This is a genomic window from Stappia sp. ES.058, from assembly GCF_900105595.1.
In the GTDB taxonomy this organism is placed as follows: domain Bacteria; phylum Pseudomonadota; class Alphaproteobacteria; order Rhizobiales; family Stappiaceae; genus Stappia.
Map to the genome: position 1 here is coordinate 1,907,938 of NZ_LT629784.1, position 25,729 is coordinate 1,933,666.

Here is a 25,729-nt window from a genome sequence, read left to right on the forward strand (position 1 = left end):
CGAAAATGACATCGCGCCTCGCCACTGCCGCCAGATACGGCGCTGCCGTCCTGACCTTCGTGCTGTGCACCCCCACCGCGACCGCTCTTGCCAATCCGGCGGTTGACGCGGTCGAAGACTTCTTCACATGGGCCCGCGCGACCGGAACGTCCGCGGCCGAATACGAAAGCCTTACGGAAACGGGGCCGAACGACGCCATCCTGCGTGGCGCAAAACTTGTCTGGAAATTCGATTTCGAGATCTTCGATCAAAGGGTCGAGGCGGAGGTTTCGTTCGAGTCGCCCGAAACACGCTTTTTCGGAGCGAGCAGCGACGGGAACGGCGTCGCGTTCGAGAGGTTCGAGCAACCCGGCGTGCATGAAATCCGCTTGACCGGAACGGTCACCGAGGACGGCAAGCCGCAATCGCTCGACCTGACCGTGCGCCAGTACGATTTGGTCGCGGAGAACATGTATCAGGCCTATTGGAGCCTCGAGGAGGCCCCGGAGAGGCCCGCTTCCCGCTTCATTCCTGTGCTCCGCTCGGGATTGCAGAACCGGGCAGAGAGCATCTCGGTCCGCGCAATCGAAGCGATCAGCCAGATGCCCGATGGTGCGCGCGGGACCGAACGCCAGGAGCGGATCTCCATGACCGGCCTTGCCAACGGTCGCTTGGAGGAATACCGGATCGGCCACGCCCTTTCCGAAAGCAAGGTCGTGATGGACAATGGCGAGATGTTTTCCCTGCGTCAGGAGACCGGAGAGAGCGTGACCACGGGGATCGACGTCAAGCCGATGCTCAGGATTGTCGGGATTTCCCTTCCTGATCGGGCCGCCGGAACAAGCGTGATCGAAAGTTCGCAAGTCAACGACATCAAGTACAATTCCCCCTTCTTCAATGCTGCAATCCAAAAGATCTCGGCAGAGGGCGCCGAGATCGCTGCAGATGCCGTGCCCTTCGATCTCTTCCCCTTCCTGGACACGGTGATCCTCGGGACCTTCGAAAAGACATATGGCCCGGATGAATTGATCGAGCTTGGACGAAAAGCCGTGACATCCCTGGAAGGCGTATCAATAGACCGCATGGCCGCCGAAGGCCTGGCGATTACCTCCGATGAAGGCAATGCGTCTCTGGACAATGTTTCGATCAATGATGCGTCCTATGGCGGCTTTGGCGATTTCTCGATGTCCGGGCTGTCGGTTCGCGCGGCGCAGGACATCACATCTGTTGACCTTGAACGGTTCCGCATATCGGACTTCGACCTGCCTCCCCTCGCCTCCTACGTTGATTTCGGCGTTGCATCGCAAGACCGGGAGCCGTCGCTGACGGAAATTCTCGCGGTCGTGCCGATGCTTGGGCAACTCGAGGTCGAAGCGCTCAAGGTGGCTTCGGATGCGCTGCCGGGTGGTCTCTCACTGGACCGTTTTCGCATCTCCATGCGCGATTTCATCGCACCGATCCCGACCGATATCGAAGTCCGGACAGAAGGGCTGAAAATGCCGGTGGCGCTGGTCGAAGAGGAGGAAGCGCGCAAACTCTTCGAAAGTCTTGGCCTTTCCTCCCTCCGTTACAACGACGAAATGCGCTTGCGCTGGGATGCGGATGACAAGACGCTCACCCTGGATCCGATGCGCGTCGAGATCGACGGCGGCGGATCGCTCGACCTGTCGGCAGAAGTCGGCGGCATTCCCCGCACCGTGTTTGAAAACCCCGGCAGGGCGCAAATGGCCCTTGCCACGGCGACGATCAATCATGCCCGACTTGAAATCCGCGACGCAAAGCTGGTCTCGGCATTCATCGCCGGACAGGCAAAAGCCGCCGACCTGTCGCCGGAAACTCTCGCCCTTGCATTGGCCGATCAGGGCGCAAGCGCGCTTGGTCCCTTGCGCGACACGCCATTCGGACAGAGCCTGCACGGCGCGATGAAAGCGTTCCTCGTGGCACCGGATCACCTGATCCTGACCGTCGAGCCCAAGACCCCGGTTCCCGCCATGCAGATCCTGGGACTGGTCGTGACCACCCCATCGATGCTGCCCGGGCTGCTGAACGCAGCCGTCGCGGCCAATCCGTAACACTTGTCCCGTCACGCGGGAGACACAGCGATTGTGCATGAAGATGAAAAGGGCCGGTCAGAGTTCTGACCGGCCCTTTTCATTGGTTTTGCCTTCGCTTGTCGCGCCCAGCGCGAAACTGCCGAACGCCTATTCGCTGTCTGCGGAGAGTGGTTCATCGGCCGGCGCGTGATCGCTGTCGGCGAACTGTAAGTCACACAGGCGCTTGTAGAGACCGCCCCTGGAAAGCAACGTGGCATGCGTCCCCGCTTCCAGCACCCGCCCCTTGTCCATGACGACGATCTTCGATGCCTCCCTCACCGTCGCGAGCCGATGTGCAATGACGATTGTGGTCCGCCCTTTCATCAGCCGTGACAATGCGGTTTGGATCTTGGCCTCGGATTCGGAATCAAGCGCCGATGTCGCCTCATCCAGGAGCAGCAACGGCGCATCGCGCAGGATCGCGCGTGCAATCGCCACGCGTTGACGCTGCCCGCCGGAAAGCCGGCTGCCCCCCTCGCCAACGCGCGTCTCATAACCGGCCTCGAGATCGTCAATAAAGCTGGCGGCATTGGCCTCGCGCGCGGCCTGCCGGATCTCGCCATCGCTGGCGCCCGGTCGTCCGATGGCGATATTCTCGCGAACTGAAAGATCGAACAGGAACGTGTCCTGGGAAACGAGCGCGATCTGCGACCTCAGCGCGGAAACCGACGCACCTTTCAGATCCTGGCCGTCTATCGTTATCCGCCCCGACGTGGGATCGTAGAAACGCTCGAGCAGCGCGAACACGGTGGACTTGCCGGCTCCCGACGGCCCGACAAGCGCGGTGACCTCACCCGACCGGGCCTCGAAGTCCAGCCCGTTGAGTGCCGGAGCCTCGCCATAACGGAAGTCGACGTTTTCAAAGCACACGCGTCCGCCGGAAATGTCCAGCGTATCTCCGCCGCCCTCCTCGTTCATGGCCGGGACCCGGTCGAGGATCTCGTACATCAGGCGCACCCCGACGATATGGCCGGAAAGATTGACGTTAAGCCGGGCAAGGCGACGCGCCGGGTCATAGGCAAGCAAAAGCGCAGTAATAAAGGCAAAGAAAGCGCCCGGATCGCTCTCCAGTTCGATCACAGCATAGCCACCGTAAAGAATGACCAGCGCGATGGCGATACCGCCGAGCGTTTCCATCACGGGCGACGTACGCGCTGACAGGCGCGTCATCTTGTTGGCCTGTTTCTCGACGTCGGCAACGGCGGCGTCCATCTCCTTGCGCAAACGCTCCTCGACGGAGAACGCCTTGACCACGCGAATGCCGGAAATCGCCTGCTGGGCAACCGACAGGATCCGCGTAATAGATACGAACTGCGATTTCGCCACCCGGCGCACCCGGCGCACCAGTCCGGCGATCAGCAGGATCGCGGGCGGCATGATGACCAACGCAATCAGGCTCATCAGCGGATCTTGCGCGATCATGACGCCCACCAACGCGATCACCGTGAGCAAATCGCGTCCCAGCGCGGTCACGACGAGATCAAGCGCAGCGCGTGCGGCCGATGCATTGTGGGAAAGCCGTGTGCCGAGATCGCCAATGCCTGAATTCTCGAAAAACCCGAGGTCCTGGCGGGTAATCGAGCGAAACAGCCGCGACTGCGTCGATGCAACGATTGCATTCCCGATCTGACCGAGAATGACGAGCTGGCCGTATGCGGCGGCACCCTTGACGGTGAAGATCACCAGCACGAAGCCGGCGATCACCCAGACCATCCTCCCATCGCGCTCCAGGAACACCTGATTGATCATGTCTTTCATGATCCAGGCGCTCGCCGCAGTGCAGGCGGCAACAATACCCATCATCACAAAGGCAAGGGCGTAGCGCCCGGCAAAGGCGCGCGCATTCTCCGCCAGCAGCCGGCGCAACAGGAAGAGTGCACCGTCCGCGTCGGAAAACAGCAATGTGTCGAGCCGTTTCAGCACTTGAGATCCGATCACTGCTGCCCGGGCATCCCGCGCACCACCATGATGCGCCGGACGGGTTACTCGCTTTCCGGCAGGTTGAGACGGATATGGAGATCGCGCAACTGCCGCGGGAAGACGTCGGAAGGCGCGCCCATCAACAGGTCCTGCGCCTGCTGGTTCATCGGGAACAGCGTGACCTCACGCAGGTTCTTGGCGCCAACCAAAAGCATGACGATACGGTCGATGCCCGCTGCCATGCCACCGTGCGGGGGCGCACCATACTGGAACGCCCGGTACATGCCGCCGAAACGCTCTTCGAGGATTGTCTCGTCGTAGCCGGCGATCTCGAAGGCCCGCTTCATGATCTCCGGCTTGTGATTGCGGATGGCACCCGACGCGATCTCGAAGCCGTTGCAGACGATGTCGTACTGCCAGGCGTTGAGCTCCAGCGGGTCGGTGGTCTCCAGCCCCTCGAGACCGCCCTGCGGCATCGAGAACGGGTTGTGCGAGAAATCGACCTTCTTTTCGTCCTCGTCCCATTCGTACATCGGGAAATCGACAATCCAGGCAAGCGCGAAGCGGTCGCGATCGACGAGATCGAGATCCTCTCCCGCCTTCGAGCGCGCCTTGCCGGCGAAGTCGGCGAACTTCTTGGGATCGCCGGCGACGAAGAACGCGGCATCGCCGGCCTCCAGACCAAGCTGCAAGCGAACCGCCTCGGTGCGCTCCGGGCCGATGTTCTTGGCCAGCGGGCCGGCACCGGCGATCTGGCCATCTTCCTCGCGCCAGAAGATGTAACCGAGGCCCGGCTGCCCTTCACCCTGCGCCCAGGAATTCATCCGGTCGCAGAATGCACGGCTGCCACCGGTTTTCGCAGGAATCGCCCACACGGCATTCTTGTCGTCTTCCAGCATCCGCGCGAAAATCTTGAACCCCGATCCCGCGAAATGCGGGCTGACATCCTGCATCTCGATCGGGTTGCGCAGATCCGGCTTGTCGTTGCCGTATTTGCGGATTGCCTCGGCATAGGGGATGCGCGGAAAGACCTCGGTGACAGGCTGACCGTCGGCAAACTCCTCGAAAACGCCGCGAACCACCGGCTCCATCGCCGCGAAAACGTCATCCTGTTCGACAAAGCTCATCTCGACATCAAGCTGATAGAACTCGCCGGGCAGACGATCGGCACGTGGATCCTCATCGCGAAAACACGGCGCGATCTGGAAATAGCGATCGAAGCCGGAAACCATCAGAAGTTGCTTGAACTGCTGAGGTGCCTGCGGCAGGGCGTAGAACTTGCCCGGATGAATGCGCGAGGGCACCAGAAAGTCGCGTGCGCCTTCCGGTGAGGAGGCCGTCAGAATCGGTGTCTGGAACTCCGCGAAGCCCTCGCCTTCCATCCGCCGGCGCATCGAAGCAATGATCTTAGAGCGCGTCATGATGTTGGCGTGCAGCGTTTCCCGGCGCAGATCGAGAAACCGGTACGTCAGGCGAATGTCTTCGGGATACTCAGGCTCCGCGAAGACCGGCAGCGGCAGTTCGCGCGCCGCACCCAGAATTTCCAGGTCGCGGATGAAGATCTCGATCGCGCCGGTCGGCAGGCCTTCGTTGGTCGTCTCCTCGGAGCGCCGCTTCACCTCACCGTCGATGCGGATGCACCATTCCGCCCGCACCGTTTCCGCAAGCTTGAACGCATCGGAATCGGGATCGACGACGCATTGAGTGATGCCGAAGTGGTCGCGCAGATCGAGGAACAACAGGCCGCCATGATCGCGCACACGGTGGACCCAACCCGACAGGCGTGCGCCCTCACCGACATTGGCTTCGCGGAGTTCCCCGCACGTGTGGCTGCGATAGCGATGCATTTCGTCCTCAATGGCCCGGCTTTTTGATGGAATCGGTTGCCCCGCCCCTTGATAGGTCGAGGTGCCCTGACGCGCCGTGCACAAGCCACGCCAGCACGACAAAGTCAAGGTGCGTGCCCGGTTCGGCGGGCAACGCCAAAGGCGCGAAAGACATTTCCCCGGCACGGATTTCGCCGGACACGCAGATGCCGGCGGGATCCGCAAACGAGGCAATTGCGTCTTCGGCGAATTCGCGGCGGTTTCGTGGCGACAAGTGCGCAAGCTTGAGATATACGTCGCGGTCGCCATGCATATTGTAACCAAGACCTCAGAACTCGCCGACATCTGTCAGCGTCTCGCGCAACACGACTTCGTCACGGTCGACACGGAATTTCTCCGTGAAACGACGTTTTGGCCGAAGCTCTGCGTCATTCAACTGGCAAGTCCGGACGAGGCGGTGATCGTCGATGCTCTCTCCGATGAGCTTGATCTTTCACCCTTTTTCGACCTGATGCGCAATGAAAAGGTCGTTAAAGTCTTTCACGCCGCCCGCCAGGACATCGAGATCGTCTACCACCTGGGCGGCTTCATCCCCCATCCGGTTTTCGATACCCAGGTCGCCGCGATGGTCTGCGGATTCGGCGATTCGATTTCCTACGACCAGCTCGTTCACCGGGTCACAGCGGTGCGGATCGACAAGTCGTCGCGCTTCACCGACTGGGCTCGACGTCCCCTGAGCGACAAGCAGCTCGACTATGCGCTCGCCGACGTGACCCATCTGCGCGACGTCTACCTGTTCCTCAAGGCGAACCTTGCCGAACAGGGACGAACCCACTGGGTCGGTGACGAGATGGAGATCCTTACCTCCGAGAGCACCTATCGCAGCGAACCGGAGAACGCCTGGAAACGGCTGAAGCTTCGGGTGCGCAAGCCGATCGAATTCGCGGTGCTGCAAGAGGTTGCCGCCTGGCGCGAACGGGAGGCCCACACCCGCGACGTGCCCCGCAACCGGGTCATAAAGGACGACGCGATCTACGAGATCGCCGCTCAACAGCCTGTGAACACCCAGGCACTCGCGGCGCTGCGCACCATCCCGCGCGGCTTTGAGCGCTCACGCACCGCCGAGGAGATCCTGGGCGCGGTCAAGCGCGCGCTCGCCATCCCCAAGGACGACCTGCCGCAGGTTCCCAAAGGTCGCATGGCACCGGATGGATCGGCCGCCGCCGTCGACCTCCTGAAAGTCCTCTTGAAGCTCGTCAGTGAGGCGCAGGGTGTTGCCGCCAAGGTGATTGCAACCGTCGAGGATCTGGAAAAGATCGCCGCCAGCGACGATGCCGACGTCGCCGCCATGAAAGGCTGGCGACGGGAACTCTTCGGAGAAGCGGCATTGAAGTTGAAGCGTGGCGAAGTGGCCCTCGCCTTCAACGGCAAGCGGATTGTCGCCGTCGATCAGGCGGAACCGGTGCAGATGGAAAAGCCGAAGTCGACGCGCAAGCGGCGCTCGCGACAAAAGGCAGAGGTTACAGACTGAGGGCATCGCTGCGACAGGCCTGCCACAGCGGCCCTGCGGCGCCCCGACACCTAGCCGGGAAGGACATCACCTCGCGCGACCAACAGCGATCCGTGCCTTGAGTCCAAGCAAACGGGCAAACTGCGTGGCCCGTTTCCGCAGCCTCTCGCCATCCAGAGCATCATATTCGGCAGGCAGCACGACAACCATTTCACCATCCACGACGGACACATCAACCTTCGGCAATATGCCGGCAACCGATGCGCTCACCACCGATGCAAGGCGCAAGACCCCGCCAAGGATGCGCGCGCGCTCCTTCAGCCTCGTATGCGCCAGTTCACGGATCCTCGGCCCCAGAGCATCCTCCACCAGACCCTGATGACGATAAAACGCGGAGAGCGCCAGATAGGCCCGCCCCGCATGGTCGATCCCGACGAAACCGGCATTCGAAATGATATTGAGGCTTTGTTCGCCGCGATAGTCGGGATGCGCACGCCACCCGATATCCGACAACAGGCAGCCGGCCGCCCTGAGGCGCCGCTCGTATTCCGTCTCGTCGATCCCGACGGCCGGAAACACCTTGTCGGTCCAGGCCACCAGCTCTTCCGAATAGGCGGGCGAGCGGGCACGCAGAATGGACAGTTCCCGCGCCGCCTCGATCAGTGGGTCCTGGTGCTTGATGTCATCCGGCAGGAGATCGTAGAGAAGCCCTTCGCGCAGCCCGAGTGCCGACATGACGACGCTCTCGGCTTTCGTGCGCTTCAGCACTCTCTCCATCACCACGGCGCCAAAGGGCAGCAGTTGGCGGCGCGCACGCGACACGACATCGATCATGCTCAGACTTTCCGGATCCCGCCGGGCAACAAGCTGACAGAACTCGATCGCCTCTTCGGCCGGGATCGAATAGTCGTGCATCACATGCAGCGGGTAGCCGTTCTGGTAAAGATGCAGCCGCGCAAGAGATCGCCACGTGCCGCCAACCGCATAAAACGGCTTCCCCGCGCCGATCGGTAGCCAATCAACGCCATTCAGCGCCTGCTCCGCGATCTTCTGCGCCTTGGCGGTCTTTCCATCCGCCTCTTCCTGCAGCCGGATGCCACCCAGCGGCAGGGTCTGGCCCCGTCCGATTTCCTCGTTGTTCAGCTCGACGAGTTCCAGGCTGCCGCCGCCAAGGTCGCCAACGATGCCGTCAGGCCGCCACATGCCGGACACGATGCCGAGAGCGGCCAGGCGCGCCTCGTCGCGCCCCGAGAGCAACCGCACGTCCTTTCGGCAGATGCGCTCGACTGTGTCGATAAACTCAGCGCCGTTTTCCGCATCGCGCGTTGCCGCCGTTGCCATGATGAACACATCGATGACACCGATCTGGTCGCACAACTGGCGAAACCGGGCGAGCGCACGCACCGCAATATCGACAGACCTGTCGGCAAGCCGCCCGGTCGCCCCGACACCACGCCCAAGCCCCGCAAGGACCTTCTCGTTGAAGAGAACCGTCGGAGTACGGGCATGGCGCTCATAGACAACAAGACGGATGGAGTTCGAACCGATGTCGATAACGGCAACGGGCCCGCTGCCGTTGAGCCGCCCGCGAACAATGTCCGTATGCGCCGCATCAGCCACCCGTTTTCGGCTCCGCGAATGATTTCGGGCTGTGGCTGCGCAGTGATTTTCCGCGTCCGGACAAGGATGGATTCGTCATGAAATACTGATGCGCATTGAAGCGCTTTTCTCCCCGAGAAAGCCGCACGCGTTCATGTCCCCCGTCGGCGAGAAGACGCCAGCTCTGCTGATTGTCCTTCAAGTTGGCGACCATGATCTGATCGAGCACCTGTTCGTGGACGGTCGGGGACAGCAGCGGAGCGAGCGTTTCCACGCGCCGGTCTATATTGCGCGGCATGAGGTCCGCCGAGCCGATATAGATCATCGCCTGCGGCGAGGGAAGCCCGTGCCCGTTGCCGAAACAGAAAATCCGGCTGTGCTCGAGAAAACGCCCGACGATCGACTTGGCGCGGATGTTGTCGGATAGCCCCGGTATGCCGGGACGCAAGCAACAGATGCCCCGGATGACCAGATCGATCTGCACGCCGGCCTGGCTGGCGTCGTACAGCGCGTCGATGATGCCGGGATCGACGAGCGAGTTCATCTTCATCCAGATCTGAGCCGGGCGCCCCGCCTTTGCATGCTCCGCTTCGGCCGCGATCATGTCCGTCATCTCACGGCGCAACGTCACCGGCGACACCATCATGTGCTGCAGTTCGACCGGTTCTGCATAGCCGGTGATGTAGTTGAAGATCTTCGCCGCCTCACGGCCGATCTCGGGGTCGGCGGTGAAATAGGAAAGGTCAGTGTAGATGCGAGCGGTAATCGGATGATAATTGCCCGTGCCGATATGGCAGTAGGTGCGCAGCTCCCCGTGTTCGCGCCGCACCACCATCGACAGTTTGGCGTGCGTCTTCAGTTCCAGAAAGCCGAACACCACCTGTACGCCGGCGCGCTCCAGATCCCGCGCCCAGCGGATGTTGGCCTCCTCGTCAAACCGCGCCTTCAGCTCAACCAGCGCCGTGACGGACTTTCCCGCCTCGGCGGCTTCGGCAAGCGCCTTGACGATCGGGGAATTGTTGGAGGTCCTGTAGAGCGTCTGCTTGATCGCTACGACATCCGGATCCTGTGCTGCCTGGCGCAGGTACTGCACCACGACATCGAAGGATTCATACGGGTGGTGAACGATGATGTCCTTTTGCTGGATCGCTGCAAAGCAATCGCCGCCATGCTCGCGGATACGTTCGGGAAAGCGCGGCGTGAACGGCTCGAACTTCAGATCGTCGCGGTCGATGGACACGAGCTGCGAGAGATTGTTCAACGCCAGCAGGCCGTCGACCCTGAAATTCTGCTCGGGTTCCACATCCAGCGCCTCGGCAACAAACTCGCTCAACGAGGCGGGCGTCGTATCCTCGATCTCAAGCCGGATCACCGATCCGCGGCGGCGGCGCTTGAGCGCGCTTTCGAAAAGGCGCACGAGATCCTCCGCCTCCTCCTCGATTTCCAGATCGGAATCGCGCACCACGCGAAACGCGCCCTTCCCCCGGATTTCATAGCCGGGGAACAGCCGCGTGATGAAGAGGCCGACGGCGTTCTCGATGGTGATGAACCGCGCGCCGGGCTGGCTCTCGGTCTCCGGCAGTCTTACGAAACGCTCCACCTGGGACGGAATGCGCAGGAGCGCCGTCATGCCGCGCCCGCCCTTTTCCGGCGCAAGTTCAAGCGCCAGCGAGAAGCCGAGGTTGGCAATGAACGGGAACGGGTGGGCCGGATCGATCGCCAGCGGGGTCAGCATCGGGAAGATATGAGCGAGGAAATACTCCTCGAGCCAGGCCATGTCTGAGGGCGAGAGATCCGCCCCCTCGACGATCGCCACGCCCTCGCCGGCCAGCAGCTTGCGCATCTCGCGCCAAACGTCCTGTTGCTCGGCCTGCAGGGCAAGACCCGCGCTCGCCACGCGCTCCAGTTGTTCCGCAGGTGTCAGGCCGTCGAGGGACCGGGTGGAGACGCCCTCCCGCATCTGGGCGCTCAGTCCCGCAACCCGGACCATGAAGAACTCGTCGAGATTGTTGGCGGAGATCGACAGGAACCGAAGCCGCTCGAGCAGTGGATGCGAGGTATTTTCCGCTTCCTCCAGAACCCGACGATTGAACTGCAGCCAGGACAGCTCCCGATTGATGAACCGGCTCGGATGTCCAGCGAGCGCCTCGGCTGCATCCGATCCGCCCGTATCAACGCCCGCTGGCGCTACGACCGTCTTGGTGTCCGGTGCCGATGGTGTCGCGCTGCTGTCGTTCATTGGTGTCTCCTGTTGGGCTGCGGCAATACCGTTTGGGGCTCCCGCGGTCCCTGCACCCTACCCGATCGGTTTGACGGTTTTGCATCACCCGGCAAAGCTTATTTCGCGTCCGCAAGAACCTGAGCGGCAAGCGGACGCGTAATCTTGCGTCCGGCGGCCAGCGACGCGCGGTCGAGGGCATCGACCAAAACTTGCGCCGCAGCCACGGAGCGTTCCATTCGCACCACAAGATAGTCAACCACCGCCGGATCGATGTCGATCTGTCGATCCGAGAAAAGCTTGACCAACACCTGTCGCAACAATCCGTCGTCGGGCTCAAGGATTTCAACCGGCGTCGCGGCCCGCAGGCGCGAGGCAAGGTCCGGGAGCTGCAAGCCCCAGCTGATCGGCCAGGTGCGAGAGGTGATCAGCACAGCCGCTCCCCGGTCGCGCGCAAGGTTCAGCAAATGGAAGAGCGCAGTCTCATCAAACCCGCGATGCGTATCCTCCACGGCAACCGCTCCAGGTGCCACCAATGTCTCCATGTCGGCGCCCGCCAGTTGCGACGCCTCGACGAGCGCGCCGCCGCTCTCCGCAAGCCAGATCTGGGTCAGATGGCTCTTGCCCGATCCGATGGGCCCTGCGAGCAGCGTGACCGAAGCCGGCCAGGCCGGCCAGGCATCGATCAACCCGAAAGCCGCCTCGTTGGAGGCGCCGATGAGGAAGTCGTCGCGCCCCTGCGCCGCCTGGTGCGGAAGCACCAGTGGCAACTGGCTGTCGGCTTGCCTGCCCGGATCAACCATCCCGGTCACCCGCCCGCGAGCCGCCCGTCCCCGAATAGAGCGAGCTCGCCATATATTGGGAGAGCACAAATCGCGCCAGCACACCGATCATTGCCGCCGCCGGCACCGCGATCAGCATACCAACGAAGCCGAAGAGGTAACCGAAGGCGAACAGCGCAAACATCAGCCACACGGGATGCAGGCCGACCGTCTTGCCGACAAGCTTCGGCTGCAGGACGTTGCCTTCCAGGAACTGGCCAACCGCAAAAACGACGAGCACCGCGCCAATCATGACCCAGTCCGGCCAGAACTGCACCAAGGCCACCCCCAGCGACACCACGAGACCAAGGGTTGCACCGACGTAGGGAATGAAGCTTACGAGACCGGCGCCAATGCCGATCAGCAGGCCGAAGTTGAGCCCGACAGCGGCAAGCCCGATGGCATAGAAGGCGCCAAGCAGGACGCACACACTCAACTGGCCCCGCAAGAACCCGGCAACGGCCGTGTCCATTTCCTTGGCCAGCCGCTCCACCTTGTCACGATGCTGGCGCGGCAGCCATCCGTCGACCCGCTCGACCATATGGTCCCAGTCGAGCAGCAGATAGAAGGCGACCACGGGCGTCACCACGAAAAGCGACAGCACCGAGAGCAGCGCCTGACCGCCGTTCCAAAGCGATTTGGCGACCCCTGCGATCCAACCGGCGCCCTCGCCGAGCAATCCACCAACACTCGACTTGAGGTCCGCACCGCTAATACCCAGAACTTCAAAGGCCCGCTGGCCGATGTTTTCCGTCATCAGTTTCTGAAGCGCGCCGACAAGCTTCGGGAGCTCCGACAAGAACGCTGATAGCTGGTTGCCGAGAACCGGCAGCAACAGCAACAGGATAAGCATGAACATGACGACAAAGACGGCGAGAATCGCAATCGTCGCGGCAAGCCTTGGCAAACCGCGGCGCTCGAGCCAGTCGGCAACCGGATCCAGCAGATAGGCAAGCGCCATTCCGGCGACGAATGGCAGCAGAATAGGGCTGAACACATAGACGAACGCGGAGAATGCCGCGAAGGATCCAAGCCAAAAATAGAGTTGCCGCTTCAAGGTCAAGATGGTTCGTCCCGTCTTCGCCGATCCGCACAGCGGGTGTGGAACGGTTCTTTTGTCTGGGCGATCACGATGCGGAGTCCGCTGCCGTCATATGGCGCAGCCACGCCAGCAGATAGGCAGCCGCAGACAGAAGCGTCAAGATCGCGGTCGCAAGGATCATGGTGTTTTCCAGCCATGGCACCCGGACACCGAAGGCCGCCTTGCCCAAAAGTGTCGCGGCCGTCACGATCTGGAAGACAGTGGTCGCCTTGCTGATGAAAAACGGCCTGATTTCCATTGGGCGGCCCATGATCCACGACAGGTTGACGGCTCCAACGATCAGCAGGTCACGCGCGGTTACGGCAATGACCAGCCATACCGGCAACAGCCCGGCAAACAGGAGCGAGAGATAGACCGCGACCAGCAACGCCTTGTCGGCAATCGGGTCGAGATAGGCGCCGAGCTGGCTTTGCATGTCGAACCGCCGGGCGATGTAGCCGTCGACACCGTCGGAGATCCCCGACAGAACGAACAGCCAGAAGGCCGCAGCGAAGAAACCGTCCGCGATCAGCCACACGACGACGGGAACACCGAGCAGACGGGCAATGGTGATAAGATTGGGTAGAGTCACGCCTGCGCCTCGTCTGACCTTGTGAACAGGCACCCGGGTTTTTCTTGCATTCGCGACTTTCTGTGTTTGTATGCGCGCCCTGATCAGGGTTTCGGAGACAATAGCATGAGCGAGGCAAGCCCTTCGGGTGGCAACGGCCTGAGCTACGCCGATGCAGGTGTGGATATCGACGCGGGCAACGCCCTCGTCAAGCGGATCAAGCCCCTTGTGAAGGCCACCGCCCGGCCCGGTGCGGATGGCGAGATCGGCGGCTTTGGCGGTGTCTTCGACCTCAAGGCAGCCGGCTTCACCGACCCTGTGCTCGTCGCGGCCAACGACGGCGTCGGCACCAAGCTCAAGATCGCCATCGACAGCGCGCAACACGACACGGTCGGCATCGATCTGGTGGCGATGTGCGTCAACGACCTCGTCGTCCAGGGTGCGGAGCCGTTGTTCTTCCTCGATTATTATGCCTGCGGCGCGCTCGACATCGAGACCGCCACCGCCGTTGTCGCCGGCATCGCGGAAGGCTGCCGGCGCGCGGGCTGTGCGCTGATCGGCGGCGAGACCGCCGAAATGCCCGGCATGTATGGCGACAAGGACTATGACCTCGCGGGCTTTGCCGTCGGTGCGGCGGAACGCGGCAACCTGCTGCCGCGCGGCAACGCCATGGTCGGCGACGTGCTGCTCGCGCTCGGGTCCTCCGGTGTTCATTCCAACGGCTATTCGCTGGTCCGCAAGATCGTCGAGCGCTCGGGCCTCGACTGGAGCGCGGATGCGCCCTTCGCCCACGGCACAAGCCTCGGCGAGGCGCTGATGACGCCGACACGGATCTACGTGAAACCGCTGCTCGCAGCCCTCAAGGCCGGTCCCGGCATCAAGGCGCTTGCGCATATCACCGGCGGCGGCCTGCCGGAAAATCTGCCCCGCGTGCTGCCCGAAACGCTTGCGGCGCGGATCGACCTCAACGCCCTCTCCGTGCCGCCCGTCTTCGGTTGGCTCGCGTCGACCGGCGGCGTCGCCCAGTCGGAGATGCTGCGCACCTTCAACTGCGGCGTCGGCATGGTGGTCGCCGTTTCGGCCGACAGCGCCGACGCGGTCGCCGAGGTGCTTCGTGGCGAGGGCGAGACTGTCATCCGCATCGGGACGCTCGAGCCGCGCACCGCCGGCGGCGAAGCCGTCATCTTCGACGGGACCCTGGCGCTTTGACCACGACATCAAGCCGCCGGCGCACCGCCATTCTCGTCTCCGGGCGCGGCTCCAACATGACGGCCCTGCTCGCAGCCGCAGCCGATCCGGCTTTTCCAGCGCGCATCGACGTGGTGATCGCCAATGTGCCAGGCGCACCGGCCCTTGAGAAGGCCACCGCGGCCGGGATCGAGGCTCTCGCGGTCGACCATCGCGGCCCAGGCGGGCGCAAGGCCTTCGAGGAACGGCTCGACGCCGAGCTGCGCGCCCGCGACATCGAGCTCATATGCCTCGCCGGTTTCATGCGGATCCTGACGCCCTGGTTCGTCGATCGCTGGAAGGATCGGCTGATCAACATCCACCCGGCGCTGCTGCCGGCCTTCAAGGGTCTCGACACCCACGCCCGCGCCCTCGCTGAAGGCTGTCGCATTCACGGTGCCACCGTGCATTTCGTGCGCTCCGAGATGGACACCGGACCGGTAATCGCGCAGGGCGCAGTTGCCGTCAGGCAGGATGACACGCCGGAAACGCTCGGCGCACGGGTGCTGGCGGTAGAGCATGCGATCTATCCGCAGGCTTTGAGGCTCGTCGCCTCCGGGGCCTACGAGATCAACGACATGCGCGTGTGCGCCAGCGAAGGCGAATCCACCACGCCAGCCGCTCTGATCGTACCGGGAGGCTGACGGGCGCAGATTATCCAGTCGCACGCGCCAACGGCTCGCTGGTTTCCAGCGGCCTGCAGTCCGACTCCGCCTTCATCAAAGCCCACCATTCGGCGTAGAGACGCTTGCGTCCGCGCGGCGGTTTCGCGTCCAGAACGGTCATCTCCAGCATGCGATCGGTCCTGAAACTCCGGTAGTCCTGGCGAAGCTCGCACCAGGCCGCCAGCACCCGCGCGCGCTCGAAGAAGGCCAGAACGATCGGCCAGACGACGCGCCGTTCCGGATCACGTCCGGGCACCTGGTAGAGTATCTCGACCTTGTGCCCGGATCGCAGCCCCTCTCGCAAGCGTCCAAGCTCGATCCTGTCTTTCGGCAACGCGTCCGGTGACGGCGCATAAAGCGGCGCATCGAGAAACCCGTCGCGAAGACCGCCGGGCAGCACCGCCGCAATCTTGGCGACCGCATCACGGGCGGTCCGCGAAATCGCGTCATCGCCGCGCGTCTCGGCCATGCGCAGGCCGAGCATGACAATCTCAAGTTCCTCGGCGCTGAACATCAGCGGAGGCAGATCATAGCCGTCCTCAAGCACATAACCGATACCGGCTTCCCCGCGCACGGGAACGCCCGACGCCTCAAGCGCGACGATGTCGCGATAGACGGTGCGCAGCGACACCTCCAACTCGCGGGCAATCTCCCTACCGCTCACCGGCCCGCGCGCCCGACGCATCACCTGGATGATCTGCAGCAATCTGTCGGCCCGGCGCATGGCGATCCCTTCTGCGAAAAGACGTGCGTGATGCTGACAGTATGCTGTCAGGAGGGGCTGGCTACAAGGGACGGGCAAACCGCAATCACGGAGTACCCACATGCTCGTTCTGATCGATTTTCCCGCCGCGCTCGGGCTGCGCAGCCTGTCCCCCTTCGCCTACAAGGCGGAGGCGCTGCTGACGCTTTGCGGATGTGACTACCGCAAGGAAGCAATCGCCGATCTCTCGCTCCTGCCCCACGGCAAGGTGCCCGTGCTCAGGGACGGCGATCTCGTCATCCCCGACAGTTCGCTGATCCAGCGCCATCTGGAGCGCCACCATGGCCTCGCCATCGACGCACAGCTGACGGATATCGAACGCGCCATGGCGGAAGCTTTCCGCCGCATGGCCGAGGAGCACCTGCGCTGGACGATGGTCCATGCCCGCTGGATCGACCCCGCCGGCGAGGAAGAGATCATCGCCGCCGCCTTTTCCGGCGTGCCGGAGGCCGCGCGCCGGAGCGTCTTCCTCGAGGTGCGCGAACAGGTACGCCAGTCGCTTCACATGCAGGGGATTGGCCGGCATACGGCCGAAGAGATCTATACGTTCGGCCGCAACGACCTCGACGCGATCGCCTCCTTCCTGGACGACAAGCCCTTCTTGATGGGAGACCGTCCCACCAGCGTCGATGCGTTCATCGCCGGGCTCATGATCAACATGCTGACAAGCCGCATCGACACGCCCCTGACGCGTCATGCATGGGCAATCCCCACCTTCGCGGATTACGTCGTGCGCTTCGAGCGCGAGGTGTTCGGGCCGCGCGCGATGCTGCCGGCACGTCTTGCGGAGGCCGCAGCCGCCTGAGGCGGCTTCAGGCCTTCCTCACCCACACAGCGATATCGTGGAACGCGGCGCCGCCGTAAGGCGCGACCGCGTCCGCGCCGGTCAGCGTGTTGATACCCTTGCCGTCCGGATAGGCCTCGTTCGGCCAGATGCCTTCCGCGATCACCACGCCTGGCTTGAGGCCTTCGGTCACGCGCAGATGCAGCAGCACGGCGCCGCGCGCGTTGCCGATGCGGATCCGGTCGCCGTCTTGCAGCCCGAGCGGTCCGGCATCCTCGGGCCGCATCATCAACTCCGGCCGGCCCTCCTTGTCGCGGGACCCTGCGGTCTCGTTGAAGGTCGAGTTCAGGAAGGATCGTGCGGGCGAGGTCACCAGCCGGAAGGGATGGGTCTCGTCGGCAGCCTCCACCACCGGCCAATAGTCCGGAAGCGCCGGCATTTCGGCCCATGGTCCCATCGGGCCGTCGTTCGGCGCCGGCACCTTCGGCCAGTCCGGGCGGAAGCGGAACTTGCTGTCGGGCCAGGCGAAGCCCTTGAGATAATGCGCGGTCTCAAAATCCGGCTGGCAATCCACCCATCGGTCGCGCTCGATCTCTTCCAGCGAACCTAAATCCGATGCCTTGAGCATCCAGTCGATGTGCTCGCGCGCGCTCATCGAAAAGCCGGGATGCCCGGCCGCGCCGAGCCTGCGCGCCAGATCGTTCAGAACGACGAGATTCTCCCGCGTTTCGCCCGGCCCGTCGACGAGCTTCGCCCCCAGCATCAGATACTGGTGTCCCCCACCCTTGTAGATATCGTCATGCTCCAGAAACTGCGTGGCCGGCAGAACAACGTCGGCCATTTGCGCGGTCTCTGTCATGAACTGCTCATGCACGCAGACGAAGAGATCCTCGCGGGCGAAGCCCTGTTTGACCAGTTCTTGCTCGGGGGCGACCGACACAGGGTTGGTGTTCTGGATCAGCATGGCATGCACCGGCGGTCCGCCGCGCAACGCCTCGCGGTCACCCGTCAGCACCCGCCCGACCTGGCTCTGGTCGAGCTGGCGCACACTGGAATCGCGCAGGGCTGTTGCCTCGATCATCGACTTGTCGAGCGTGTAGATCGCGCCGTTGTTGTGAAACGCTCCCCCGCCCTCATGCTGCCAGGCCCCCGTCACCGCCGCGATGCAGGAGGCCGCATGCATGGACATCGCGCCGTTGCGCGAGCGGGTAAAGCCATAGCCCAGCCGGAAATAGGTCCGCTTCGTCTCGCCGATCATGCGCGCGAAGGTCTCGATCTCCTCGACCGTGAGCCCGGTGATCGCCGACGCCCATTCCGGCGTCCGGGTGGCGACATGCGCCTCAAGCTCCGCCGGACAGTCGGTGAAACGTTCCAGATAGGTGCGGTCGGCAAATCCGTCGCGAAACAGCACATGCATCGCCGCGCAGGCAAGGGCTGCATCCGTGCCGGGCCTGAGCACGAGCCCGAGGTCCGCCTGCTTGATCGTCTGAGTCGGATAAACGTCGATGGCGATGATCTTCGCGCCGCGCGTCTTGCGGGCGGTCACCGCGTGGGTCATCACGTTGACCTGCGTCGACACCGGGTTGGTGCCCCAGATCACGATCTGGTCGGAAAGGGCCATCTCGCGCGGATCGGGACCTGCAAGCTTGCCCGTTCCGGCGATATAGCCGGTCCAGGCCATGTTGGTGCAGATCGTGTCGAACTGCAGCGAATAGCCCTTGGCGTGGCGCAGCCGGTGAATACTGTCGCGCTGCACCAGCCCCATCGTGCCCGCGTAGTGATAGGGCCAGACGCTTTGCGCGCCGTGCTCGGCTTCCGCCTTCAGGAAAGCCTCCGCCACCGCATCGAGAGCCGCGTCCCAGGAGATCTCCTCGAACCGCCCCTCGCCCTTCGCGCCCACACGGCGCAAGGGCTTGGTCAGCCGGTCGGGGTGATACAGCCGCTCCGCATAGCGCGCGACCTTGGCGCAGATCACGCCGGCGGTATAGGCGTTGTCGCGCGCCCCGCGCACGCGCCCGATCATGCCGTCCTGCAAGAGCTCGACCTCCAGCGCGCAGGTCGAGGGACAATCGTGCGGACAGGCGGAAGCCTTGAGGACGGGAGCGTTCATGGGATCAAGCGGTTCCGATTGTCGGGAGAATGAAATTGCAGGGTTTCCCTGACGCGAGGCACTGTCAAGCTTGATGCCCGGCACACACGAAAAGACCGGCCAAAGGGCCGGTCCAGACGCAGGTCGCGAAAGAGGCGTGCCTCAGCCGACGATTTCGGTCTCGGAGAACCAATAGGAAATCTCTTCGGCAGCGGTGTCGGGCGCGTCCGAACCATGCACGGAGTTTTCGCCGATCGACAGGGCGTAGGACTTGCGGATCGTGCCCTCGGCCGCATCGGCCGGGTTGGTCGCGCCCATCACTTCGCGGTTCTTGGCAATCGCGTCTTCGCCTTCAAGCACCTGGACGACGGTCGGCGCGGACGACATGAACTCGACGAGTTCGCCAAAGAACGGACGCTCCTTGTGAACCGCGTAGAAGCCCTCGGCCTCGCGCTGCGACATCCACACGCGCTTGGAAGCAACGACGCGCAGGCCGGCCTCTTCCAGCATCGCCGTGATCGCGCCGGTGAGGTTGCGACGCGTCGCGTCGGGCTTGATCATCGAAAAGGTACGCTCGATCGCCATGGTGTTCTGGTCCTGTCTGGTTGCCGCCGGCCGCCCGTCGTAGGGGTTCGCCAGCCAATTGAATTTCCGTATCCGTTTCGTCGGATGCCGCAGTCGTATAGCGGGGGAAAACCGCCGCCGCAAGGCCGGACCACACAAGCGTTTCCCATGGGTTCGCCCGTATGAGCCAGGTCGAATTCTTCAAAGGCGCAGTGCCCGGTTTTCGCCTATCTGGCGGCCGGCGTCTTGCGTGCCTCGCCCTCGAACAGATCGAGGCAACGCTCGAACCAGTCGGCGACCGGCGTGTCGGTCTCAACCAGCTTCAACGGGCTGGAGACGCGCGCCCATTGCAGCGTGCCAAAAAGGCTGTAATCGCCATAGAGTGGATTGTCACCGCCAATGAAAGGCTGAGACCGCAGCATGATGTTCATCGGCATCAACGCCTTGGCCACCTCGGCCACCCGCCCCTCGCGATCATGCTGCACCTCTTCCAGCGTCTGACCGAAGCGCGCCTCCCGCGTCTCCCGGAAATAGGCCTGATCGGCGGGCGCGAGAATGTCGTGGATGTCCTTGACGATAAGCCGCACGATCAGCGCGCTCACCGAGGCGTTGGCCCAACTGTCGATGAACCTGGCGGCAGCCCGCCCGCCGGCTCCGCCAAACAGGCTCGGCCGGTCGGGATAGGTGTCCTCCAGATACTCCGCGATGGTCCAGCTGTCGCAAATGGTGCGCTCGCCGTCGACCAGAAGCGGCACCGTCTTGCCGGCATCAGGCGCTAAACCGGCGATCTCCGTGAAGGGACGCGGCGCGGTCTCGAACTCCAGTCCCTTGTGCAGAAGCGCCATTCTGGCCCGCCAGCAGAACGGGCTGAAGGGCCGCGCAACATCGGTTCCGCAAAGCTCATAGAGAATTCGGGTCAAGGCGACCTCCCCGGTCATGATGGGTTCGTGTTGGGCGGACCCTACCCGCAGCCCCGCCACGATCCAATCTCCAAAATGGGGCAGCAGCCGCGCGCACGCTGCCATCGACGGAGCGCCCCGCTTGAATCAAAACGCGAACGAGCAGACTCATTTTGCCAACACATGCCCGCACCTCACTGAGAAGGCGCAGGTTTTTGCTCGCAGCCAGACGCCGGACGCGTTATCAATTGATCCCTCACTTCTGGCGAAGCGAGCCGTTGCGGCCCGCCGCCCCCACATGAAAAAACCGGGCCAGACCCTTCACGCGATTCAGTGATTTCGCGTGCGGTGAAAACGACCCGCCCGCCCAGAGAGGATGTTCATGACTTCGACAACAAACGCGCTGCTGGATGGTCTGCTCGACTGGGTGCGCATCGAGACGCACACGCCCGACACCTCCGGTCTCAACACGTTGATGGACCTCGTCGCCGCGCAGGCCGCGGCCTTCGGCGCGACCAGCGAGCGCATCCCCGGCCGGGACGGCTACGGCGATCATCTGCTCGTTTTCTCCCCCTGGGGCGATCGGGACACTCCGGGCATCCTGTTCATGAGCCATCTCGACACGGTGCACCCCAAGGGCACCATCGACGCCGACCTGCCGATCCGCATCGAGGGCGACCAGGCGTTCGGCCCCGGCATCTGCGACATGAAGGGCGGCGCCTACAATGCGCTTGCCGCGCTGCGCGCCGTTGCCGAATCGGGCGTCACCCCGCCCCTGCCCGTGCGCATCCTCTACACCTCCGACGAGGAGGTCGGCAGCCCGAGCTCGCGCACCCTGATCGAGGAACAGGGGAAATGGGCGAAATACGCCCTGGTGACGGAGCCCGCCCGCAACGGCGGTCATGTCGTCACCGCACGCAAGGGCGTCGGGCGCTTCACGCTCAAGGTCGAGGGACGCCCGTCGCACGCGGGCGCGCGCCACTGGCAGGGCCGCAGCGCCGTCACCGAGCTTGCACACCAGATCATCGCACTTGAGGCGATGACCGACTATGACCGCGAGATCACCGTGAACGTCGGCCAGATCACCGGCGGCACGGGCACCAACGTCGTACCGCAACATGCCCGGGCCGAAATCGACCTGCGCGTTCCAACGGTGGAAGCGGCGAACGAGATGGTCGCAAGGATCACGGGCTTGGTGCCCAAGACACCCGACACGACGCTCACGATCACCGGCGGCATGAACCGTCCGCCCTTCGAGCAGTCGGAAGCGAGCAAGGCGCTGTTCGATCACGCGGCCGGGCTGGCGGACGAAATCGGCTTCGAACTGATCGGCGAAACCACTGGCGGCGGATCCGACGGCAACTTCATCGCGTCCCACGTCGCGACGCTGGACGGCCTTGGCCCGGATGGCGACGACGTGCACACGCTGAACGAACGCATCTTCATCTCGTCGCTGGAACCGCGAATGCTGCTGATGAAACGGCTGATCGAAACGCTCGACTGACGAAAAAGGCGCGCGCCCAACACAACGGCGCGCGCCGCCGGTCCACCTTGAGCATGCACTCGTGGCCAGGCGAGCGCCCATGACTGTTTCGGGAGCCCCCGAAGCCGCTCTGGTCAGCGGTATTTCGGTTTCGAACGCAGAAAATCGGCCTGCTCCGGTCGAAAGACAGGCGCTGGCCCCTATTTGTCCGGCCGGTCGCCCTCCTCTCCTGAAGGCACCGTCACCGCGGCTTCTTCCGGGACGGTCGGGTGGATTTCCGCCTCAGCCCTCTCGGCGGCCTCCCGTTCGGATTCGCGAAGCAGCCAGCGCTCGATGCGAATGCCGAGCAGCCTCGTTCTCTCGTCGCGCGCCGCAAGCTCCTGCGCAAGGTCCCGATAGAGCGAAACGGCGATCATGATCATCAGGAGCATGAACGGAAAGGCTGCGACGATCGAGGCGGTGCGCAGGCTTTCCAGCCCGCCTGTGAGCAAAAGAACCACCACCATCAGCAACTGCAACGTTCCCCACAGCATCCGCACCGCGCGGGTGGGGTTGAGCACGCCCTTCGACGTGAACATGCCGAGCACGAAGGTGGCCGAGTCGGCCGAGGTCACGAGGAACATGCCGACGAGCAGGATCGACGCCAGGGTCAGCGCGGCGCTGCCGGGCAACTGTTCGAGCAAGACATAAAGACCGGAGGGCACCTCGGCGGCCACCGCGTCGGCGATGCCCGCATGTTCGTATATCTCGAAATGAACGGCGGCGCCGCCGAATGTCGAAAACCACAGCATGCTGAGGACGACGGGCACGATCATCACGCCAAGCACGAATTCGCGTATGGTCCGCCCCCGCGAGATCCGCGCGATGAAACTCCCGACGAAGGGCGCCCAACTCAGACCCCAGGCCCAGTAGAAAAGCGTCCATTGCTCGACCCACTCGCCGGAGGAATAGGGCGACGTGACGAGGCTCATCTCTATGAGGGTGCCCAGGTATTCTCCCAGGGTCTGTGTCATCACACCGAAGATGAAGGACGTCGGCCCGAAGACCAGCACGACCCCCAAAAGCGCCGCCGCCAGCAGCATGTTGGCATTGCTCAAAAGCCGCACACCCCGGTCGAGCGGGGTCATTGCCGAAAGCATGAACAATCCGCCGACCACGGCGACGATCACCAACTGCGCGGGAAAGCCGAACGGGATCCCCGTCAGCCGTGCGATGCCGCTGTTGATTTGAAGCGCCCCGAGCCCAAGGGTCGTCGCCACGCCGAAGACGGTCGAAACCACGGTGAGAACGTCAATCGCCTTGCCCCAGCCGGCATCCACGCGATCGCCGAGGATCGGCCGAAGCGTCTCGCTGATCAGACCGTGGCTGTCATGCCGGAACCGGACATAGGCGATGGCGAGCCCCACCAGCGCAAAATTCGCCCACTGGTGCAGGCCCCAGTGGAAGAAGGCGTAGCGCATGCCGGTCTGCGCGGCCCAGACGGTGCGTGGCAACCCGTCGCCGAGTGGCGGATCGGTGAAGTGCATCATCGGTTCGGCGACCCCCCAGAACACCAGCCCGACGCCCATCCCGCCGGAGAAGATCATCGCGAGCCAGCTCGGAAAGGAGAACTCGGGCGGCGCGTCCGCAGGACCGAGCTTGATGGTGCCCATTCTCGACAGCCCAAGGACGAGCACGAAAACAACGAACCCGGTCGTGACCAGGAGGTACATCCAGCCGACATTCGTCGCGGTCACGTGCAGGAGTTGCTGAGCGACGCGTTGGACGGTGTCGGGAGCGACGCCGGTCACGATCACGAAGAACAGCACGATCCCGGCCGAGACATGCAACACCGTGCCGACATCTCCCAGACTGATAGCCATGAAACTTGTGGGCCGCTTCAACTGCCGTCCTCCTTTCCCGTCGATTGGCGAGCACCCTCGCGAACCTGATGTGTCTGCTCCGCCCCTCGATCACACCTGAAGCCGGGCCGCGCCAGGGCATCAATCGCAATCGCCCACCCGTCGGTACTCTCAAAACCGGCGACAGCGCGCAATCCAGATGACCCTTGCCGGGCTCGAAGCGGCCGACCAATGTTTTCGGCTGGGTCGCCACAGGCAAGTCGATGCGGAGATTGAACTTGAGATAATTGCGCGATGTGCCCGAGCGGTACGGCCCCTTTATCACCTGTTGCAGTCGGTTCCGTTCGATGACGTCTCGCTCGGGTCTGAGATCGTGTCCCGACCATCATCTCGCATCGGGACGATGCCGGGATCAGATGATCGGCAGCGCAAAAGTCCACGCGCATCAGCACACCGACCGCCCCGGACCAGCGCTGCCAAAAATCCGACGCGCCCGGGAGAAGACCGCTCGAAAGTGCCCCGTAGGCTGGCGAACCTCACGTTCCGCAGGAATCATCAGGACCCAATCTGCTTCAGCCCCTACCACCATCGCGTCCGAAATCAAATCGAGCGCGTCGTCAACCGGGTCATGCACGGGCGTGGCATTGCGACGCGCCCTCATGAAAACCCCGCCGCCAACGTCCTCGCCCGCTTCGGGCTCGCGACCATGCGGGTCCGGCTGCGCGGTTACGAACCGACGACCTTTCCCGCGAGGCGCTTGCCGTCAGCGCCGAAGAAATGCAGGTCGGGCGCCGCGCAGGTTATATGCACCGGCGCGCCCGTACGCGGCACCTCGGCAGATCCCTCGACCCGCACGATCATCGCCTCGCCGTCGGCAAGGCGTACATGCGCGAGCGTTTCCGCACCGAGCGCTTCGGCGATGGCTAACTCACCCGACAGCACCGCCTCCGCCTCGCTGCAAAACGCCAGATGCTCAGGACGAACGCCGACCGTCACGGCCAATTCGGGCGGGGCGTTCTTCGTGCCAATCTGGCCGAGCAGCCCGCTTTCGCGCAAACGTTCCACGGACAGGAAATTCATCGGCGGCGAGCCGATGAAGCCACCGACGAAGGTCGAGGCCGGCGTGCGATAGACGTCGAGAGGCGAGCCGACCTGTTCCGCGACACCCCCGTTCATCACGATGATGCGGTCGGCCATGGTCATGGCTTCCACCTGGTCATGCGTGACATAGAGCGACGTGACGCCGAGACGGCGCTGCAGCGTCTTGATCTCCACACGCATCTGCACCCGTAGTTTGGCGTCGAGGTTGGAAAGCGGCTCGTCGAACAGGAAGACGGCCGGCTCGCGCACGATGGCGCGCCCCATGGCGACACGCTGGCGCTGGCCGCCGGAGAGTTGACGCGGCTTGCGCGCGAGATATTCGCCGATCTCCAGGATCTTGGCCGCCGCCTCGACACGCTCGGCGATCTCCGCCTTGGGAATGCCCGCGATCTTCAGCCCGTAGGCCATGTTGTCGTAGACGCTCATGTGCGGATAAAGCGCGTAATTCTGGAACACCATGGCGATGTCGCGCTCGCGCGGCTCCAGCGTGTTGACCACGCGCCCGCCGATGGAAATTTCGCCGGAGGTGATCGTCTCCAGCCCCGCCACCATACGCAGCAGCGTTGACTTGCCGCAGCCCGACGGGCCGACGATAACGATCAGCTCGCCGTCGTCGATCTCGGCGTCGACGCCGTGGATGACCTCGGTCGGCCCGTAGGACTTTCGAACGTTTGAAAGGGCGATTTGCGCCATCG

At 63.6% G+C, this 25,729-nt stretch carries 20 protein-coding genes; 7 read left to right on the forward strand and 13 right to left on the reverse strand.

What is annotated here, in order from left to right:
* Window positions 1–5: 5 nt before the first annotated feature.
* The gene (locus BLU32_RS08855) at window positions 6–2,051 is read left to right on the forward strand and encodes a hypothetical protein (RefSeq protein ID WP_093806250.1); all 2,046 of its coding nucleotides are present in this window, start codon (window positions 6–8) and stop codon (window positions 2,049–2,051) included.
* A 129-nt stretch (window positions 2,052–2,180) separates the two neighbouring features.
* On the opposite strand, the gene BLU32_RS08860 is transcribed toward BLU32_RS08855, so the two are convergent.
* Both BLU32_RS08860 and aspS read right to left on the reverse strand, forming a co-directional pair.
* On the reverse strand, window positions 2,181–4,010 hold the full coding sequence (locus BLU32_RS08860) for an ABC transporter ATP-binding protein (RefSeq protein WP_208977003.1): 1,830 nt from the start codon (window positions 4,008–4,010) through the stop codon (window positions 2,181–2,183).
* A gap of 44 nt (window positions 4,011–4,054) precedes the next feature.
* A complete protein-coding gene (aspS, locus tag BLU32_RS08865; protein ID WP_093806254.1) occupies window positions 4,055–5,839 on the reverse strand; it encodes an aspartate--tRNA ligase in 1,785 nt (594 codons plus the stop codon).
* Window positions 5,840–6,125: 286 nt separating this feature from the next.
* Between aspS and rnd the strand changes: the two genes are divergently transcribed.
* Window positions 6,126–7,349, forward strand: a complete 1,224-nt coding sequence (rnd, locus tag BLU32_RS08875) for a ribonuclease D (RefSeq protein ID WP_093806258.1) — start codon at window positions 6,126–6,128, stop codon at window positions 7,347–7,349.
* A 66-nt stretch (window positions 7,350–7,415) separates the two neighbouring features.
* On the opposite strand, the gene BLU32_RS08880 is transcribed toward rnd, so the two are convergent.
* The 5 genes from BLU32_RS08880 to BLU32_RS08900 all read right to left on the reverse strand — a co-directional run bounded on the left by BLU32_RS08880 (window position 7,416) and on the right by BLU32_RS08900 (window position 13,639).
* Window positions 7,416–8,948, reverse strand: a complete 1,533-nt coding sequence (locus BLU32_RS08880; RefSeq protein WP_244501820.1) for a Ppx/GppA phosphatase family protein — start codon at window positions 8,946–8,948, stop codon at window positions 7,416–7,418.
* Window positions 8,941–11,166, reverse strand: coding sequence for an RNA degradosome polyphosphate kinase (locus tag BLU32_RS08885; protein ID WP_093806260.1), 2,226 nt, complete (start codon window positions 11,164–11,166; stop codon window positions 8,941–8,943). Before BLU32_RS08885 ends, BLU32_RS08880 begins: the two co-directional genes overlap by 8 nt.
* A gap of 98 nt (window positions 11,167–11,264) precedes the next feature.
* The gene (locus tag BLU32_RS08890) at window positions 11,265–11,948 is read right to left on the reverse strand and encodes a hypothetical protein (RefSeq protein WP_093806262.1); all 684 of its coding nucleotides are present in this window, start codon (window positions 11,946–11,948) and stop codon (window positions 11,265–11,267) included.
* The gene (locus BLU32_RS08895; protein WP_093806264.1) at window positions 11,941–13,029 is read right to left on the reverse strand and encodes an AI-2E family transporter; all 1,089 of its coding nucleotides are present in this window, start codon (window positions 13,027–13,029) and stop codon (window positions 11,941–11,943) included. Before BLU32_RS08895 ends, BLU32_RS08890 begins: the two co-directional genes overlap by 8 nt.
* 64 nt (window positions 13,030–13,093) lie before the next feature.
* On the reverse strand, window positions 13,094–13,639 hold the full coding sequence (locus BLU32_RS08900; RefSeq protein ID WP_093806266.1) for a CDP-alcohol phosphatidyltransferase family protein: 546 nt from the start codon (window positions 13,637–13,639) through the stop codon (window positions 13,094–13,096).
* 105 nt (window positions 13,640–13,744) lie between these two features.
* Between BLU32_RS08900 and purM the strand changes: the two genes are divergently transcribed.
* Together purM and purN are read left to right on the forward strand one after the other, a co-directional pair.
* Window positions 13,745–14,827 carry a phosphoribosylformylglycinamidine cyclo-ligase gene (purM, locus tag BLU32_RS08905; RefSeq protein WP_093806268.1) on the forward strand — a complete coding sequence of 361 codons (1,083 nt, stop codon included), beginning with the start codon at window positions 13,745–13,747 and terminating at the stop codon, window positions 14,825–14,827.
* Window positions 14,824–15,489 (forward strand): phosphoribosylglycinamide formyltransferase, encoded by a 666-nt coding sequence (gene purN / locus BLU32_RS08910; RefSeq protein WP_208977004.1) that lies wholly within the window; start codon window positions 14,824–14,826, stop codon window positions 15,487–15,489. The genes purM and purN overlap by 4 nt, the downstream gene beginning before the upstream one ends.
* 10 nt (window positions 15,490–15,499) lie before the next feature.
* Here purN and BLU32_RS08915 read toward each other — a convergent pair whose 3' ends face one another.
* Entirely contained in the window at window positions 15,500–16,234 is a 735-nt protein-coding gene (locus BLU32_RS08915) for a YafY family protein (RefSeq protein WP_093806270.1), read from the reverse strand.
* A 100-nt stretch (window positions 16,235–16,334) separates the two neighbouring features.
* Here BLU32_RS08915 and BLU32_RS08920 point away from each other — a divergent pair, with 100 nt between their 5' ends.
* Window positions 16,335–17,078: a glutathione S-transferase family protein gene (locus BLU32_RS08920; RefSeq protein ID WP_093806272.1), complete on the forward strand. Its 744-nt coding sequence runs from the start codon at window positions 16,335–16,337 to the stop codon at window positions 17,076–17,078.
* A gap of 7 nt (window positions 17,079–17,085) precedes the next feature.
* Here the strand turns inward: BLU32_RS08920 and BLU32_RS08925 are convergent, their stop codons facing one another.
* The 3 genes from BLU32_RS08925 to BLU32_RS08935 all read right to left on the reverse strand — a co-directional run bounded on the left by BLU32_RS08925 (window position 17,086) and on the right by BLU32_RS08935 (window position 20,630).
* Window positions 17,086–19,167: a molybdopterin oxidoreductase family protein gene (locus BLU32_RS08925; protein ID WP_093806274.1), complete on the reverse strand. Its 2,082-nt coding sequence runs from the start codon at window positions 19,165–19,167 to the stop codon at window positions 17,086–17,088.
* 141 nt (window positions 19,168–19,308) lie between these two features.
* The gene (gene ndk / locus BLU32_RS08930) at window positions 19,309–19,731 is read right to left on the reverse strand and encodes a nucleoside-diphosphate kinase (RefSeq protein WP_093806276.1); all 423 of its coding nucleotides are present in this window, start codon (window positions 19,729–19,731) and stop codon (window positions 19,309–19,311) included.
* Window positions 19,732–19,937: 206 nt separating this feature from the next.
* Complete coding sequence (locus BLU32_RS08935) at window positions 19,938–20,630, reverse strand: glutathione S-transferase family protein (RefSeq protein WP_093810799.1); 693 nt, start codon at window positions 20,628–20,630, stop codon at window positions 19,938–19,940.
* Window positions 20,631–20,751: 121 nt separating this feature from the next.
* Between BLU32_RS08935 and BLU32_RS21735 the strand changes: the two genes are divergently transcribed.
* A complete protein-coding gene (locus BLU32_RS21735; protein ID WP_157727583.1) occupies window positions 20,752–20,946 on the forward strand; it encodes a hypothetical protein in 195 nt (64 codons plus the stop codon).
* A 45-nt stretch (window positions 20,947–20,991) separates the two neighbouring features.
* Entirely contained in the window at window positions 20,992–22,113 is a 1,122-nt protein-coding gene (locus tag BLU32_RS08940; protein ID WP_093810801.1) for a M20 family metallopeptidase, read from the forward strand.
* 179 nt (window positions 22,114–22,292) lie between these two features.
* Here BLU32_RS08940 and BLU32_RS08945 read toward each other — a convergent pair whose 3' ends face one another.
* Complete coding sequence (locus BLU32_RS08945; protein ID WP_093806278.1) at window positions 22,293–23,975, reverse strand: BCCT family transporter; 1,683 nt, start codon at window positions 23,973–23,975, stop codon at window positions 22,293–22,295.
* A gap of 684 nt (window positions 23,976–24,659) precedes the next feature.
* Window positions 24,660–25,727 carry a sn-glycerol-3-phosphate import ATP-binding protein UgpC gene (locus tag BLU32_RS08950; protein ID WP_093806280.1) on the reverse strand — a complete coding sequence of 356 codons (1,068 nt, stop codon included), beginning with the start codon at window positions 25,725–25,727 and terminating at the stop codon, window positions 24,660–24,662.
* Window positions 25,728–25,729 lie beyond the last annotated feature (2 nt).

Excerpts from the sequence above, each read along its gene's own strand:
- BLU32_RS08855 (WP_093806250.1), top strand. The coding sequence starts at position 6 with ATGACATCGCGCCTCGCCACTGCCGCCAGATACGGCGCTGCCGTCCTG.
- aspS (WP_093806254.1), bottom strand. The coding sequence starts at position 5,839 with ATGCATCGCTATCGCAGCCACACGTGCGGGGAACTCCGCGAAGCCAAT.
- rnd (WP_093806258.1), top strand. The coding sequence starts at position 6,126 with ATGCATATTGTAACCAAGACCTCAGAACTCGCCGACATCTGTCAGCGT.
- BLU32_RS08885 (WP_093806260.1), bottom strand. The coding sequence starts at position 11,166 with ATGAACGACAGCAGCGCGACACCATCGGCACCGGACACCAAGACGGTC.
- BLU32_RS08890 (WP_093806262.1), bottom strand. The coding sequence starts at position 11,948 with ATGGTTGATCCGGGCAGGCAAGCCGACAGCCAGTTGCCACTGGTGCTT.
- purM (WP_093806268.1), top strand. The coding sequence starts at position 13,745 with ATGAGCGAGGCAAGCCCTTCGGGTGGCAACGGCCTGAGCTACGCCGAT.
- BLU32_RS08915 (WP_093806270.1), bottom strand. The coding sequence starts at position 16,234 with ATGCGCCGGGCCGACAGATTGCTGCAGATCATCCAGGTGATGCGTCGG.
- BLU32_RS08920 (WP_093806272.1), top strand. The coding sequence starts at position 16,335 with ATGCTCGTTCTGATCGATTTTCCCGCCGCGCTCGGGCTGCGCAGCCTG.
- BLU32_RS08925 (WP_093806274.1), bottom strand. The coding sequence starts at position 19,167 with ATGAACGCTCCCGTCCTCAAGGCTTCCGCCTGTCCGCACGATTGTCCC.
- ndk (WP_093806276.1), bottom strand. The coding sequence starts at position 19,731 with ATGGCGATCGAGCGTACCTTTTCGATGATCAAGCCCGACGCGACGCGT.
- BLU32_RS08940 (WP_093810801.1), top strand. The coding sequence starts at position 20,992 with ATGACTTCGACAACAAACGCGCTGCTGGATGGTCTGCTCGACTGGGTG.
- BLU32_RS08950 (WP_093806280.1), bottom strand. The coding sequence starts at position 25,727 with ATGGCGCAAATCGCCCTTTCAAACGTTCGAAAGTCCTACGGGCCGACC.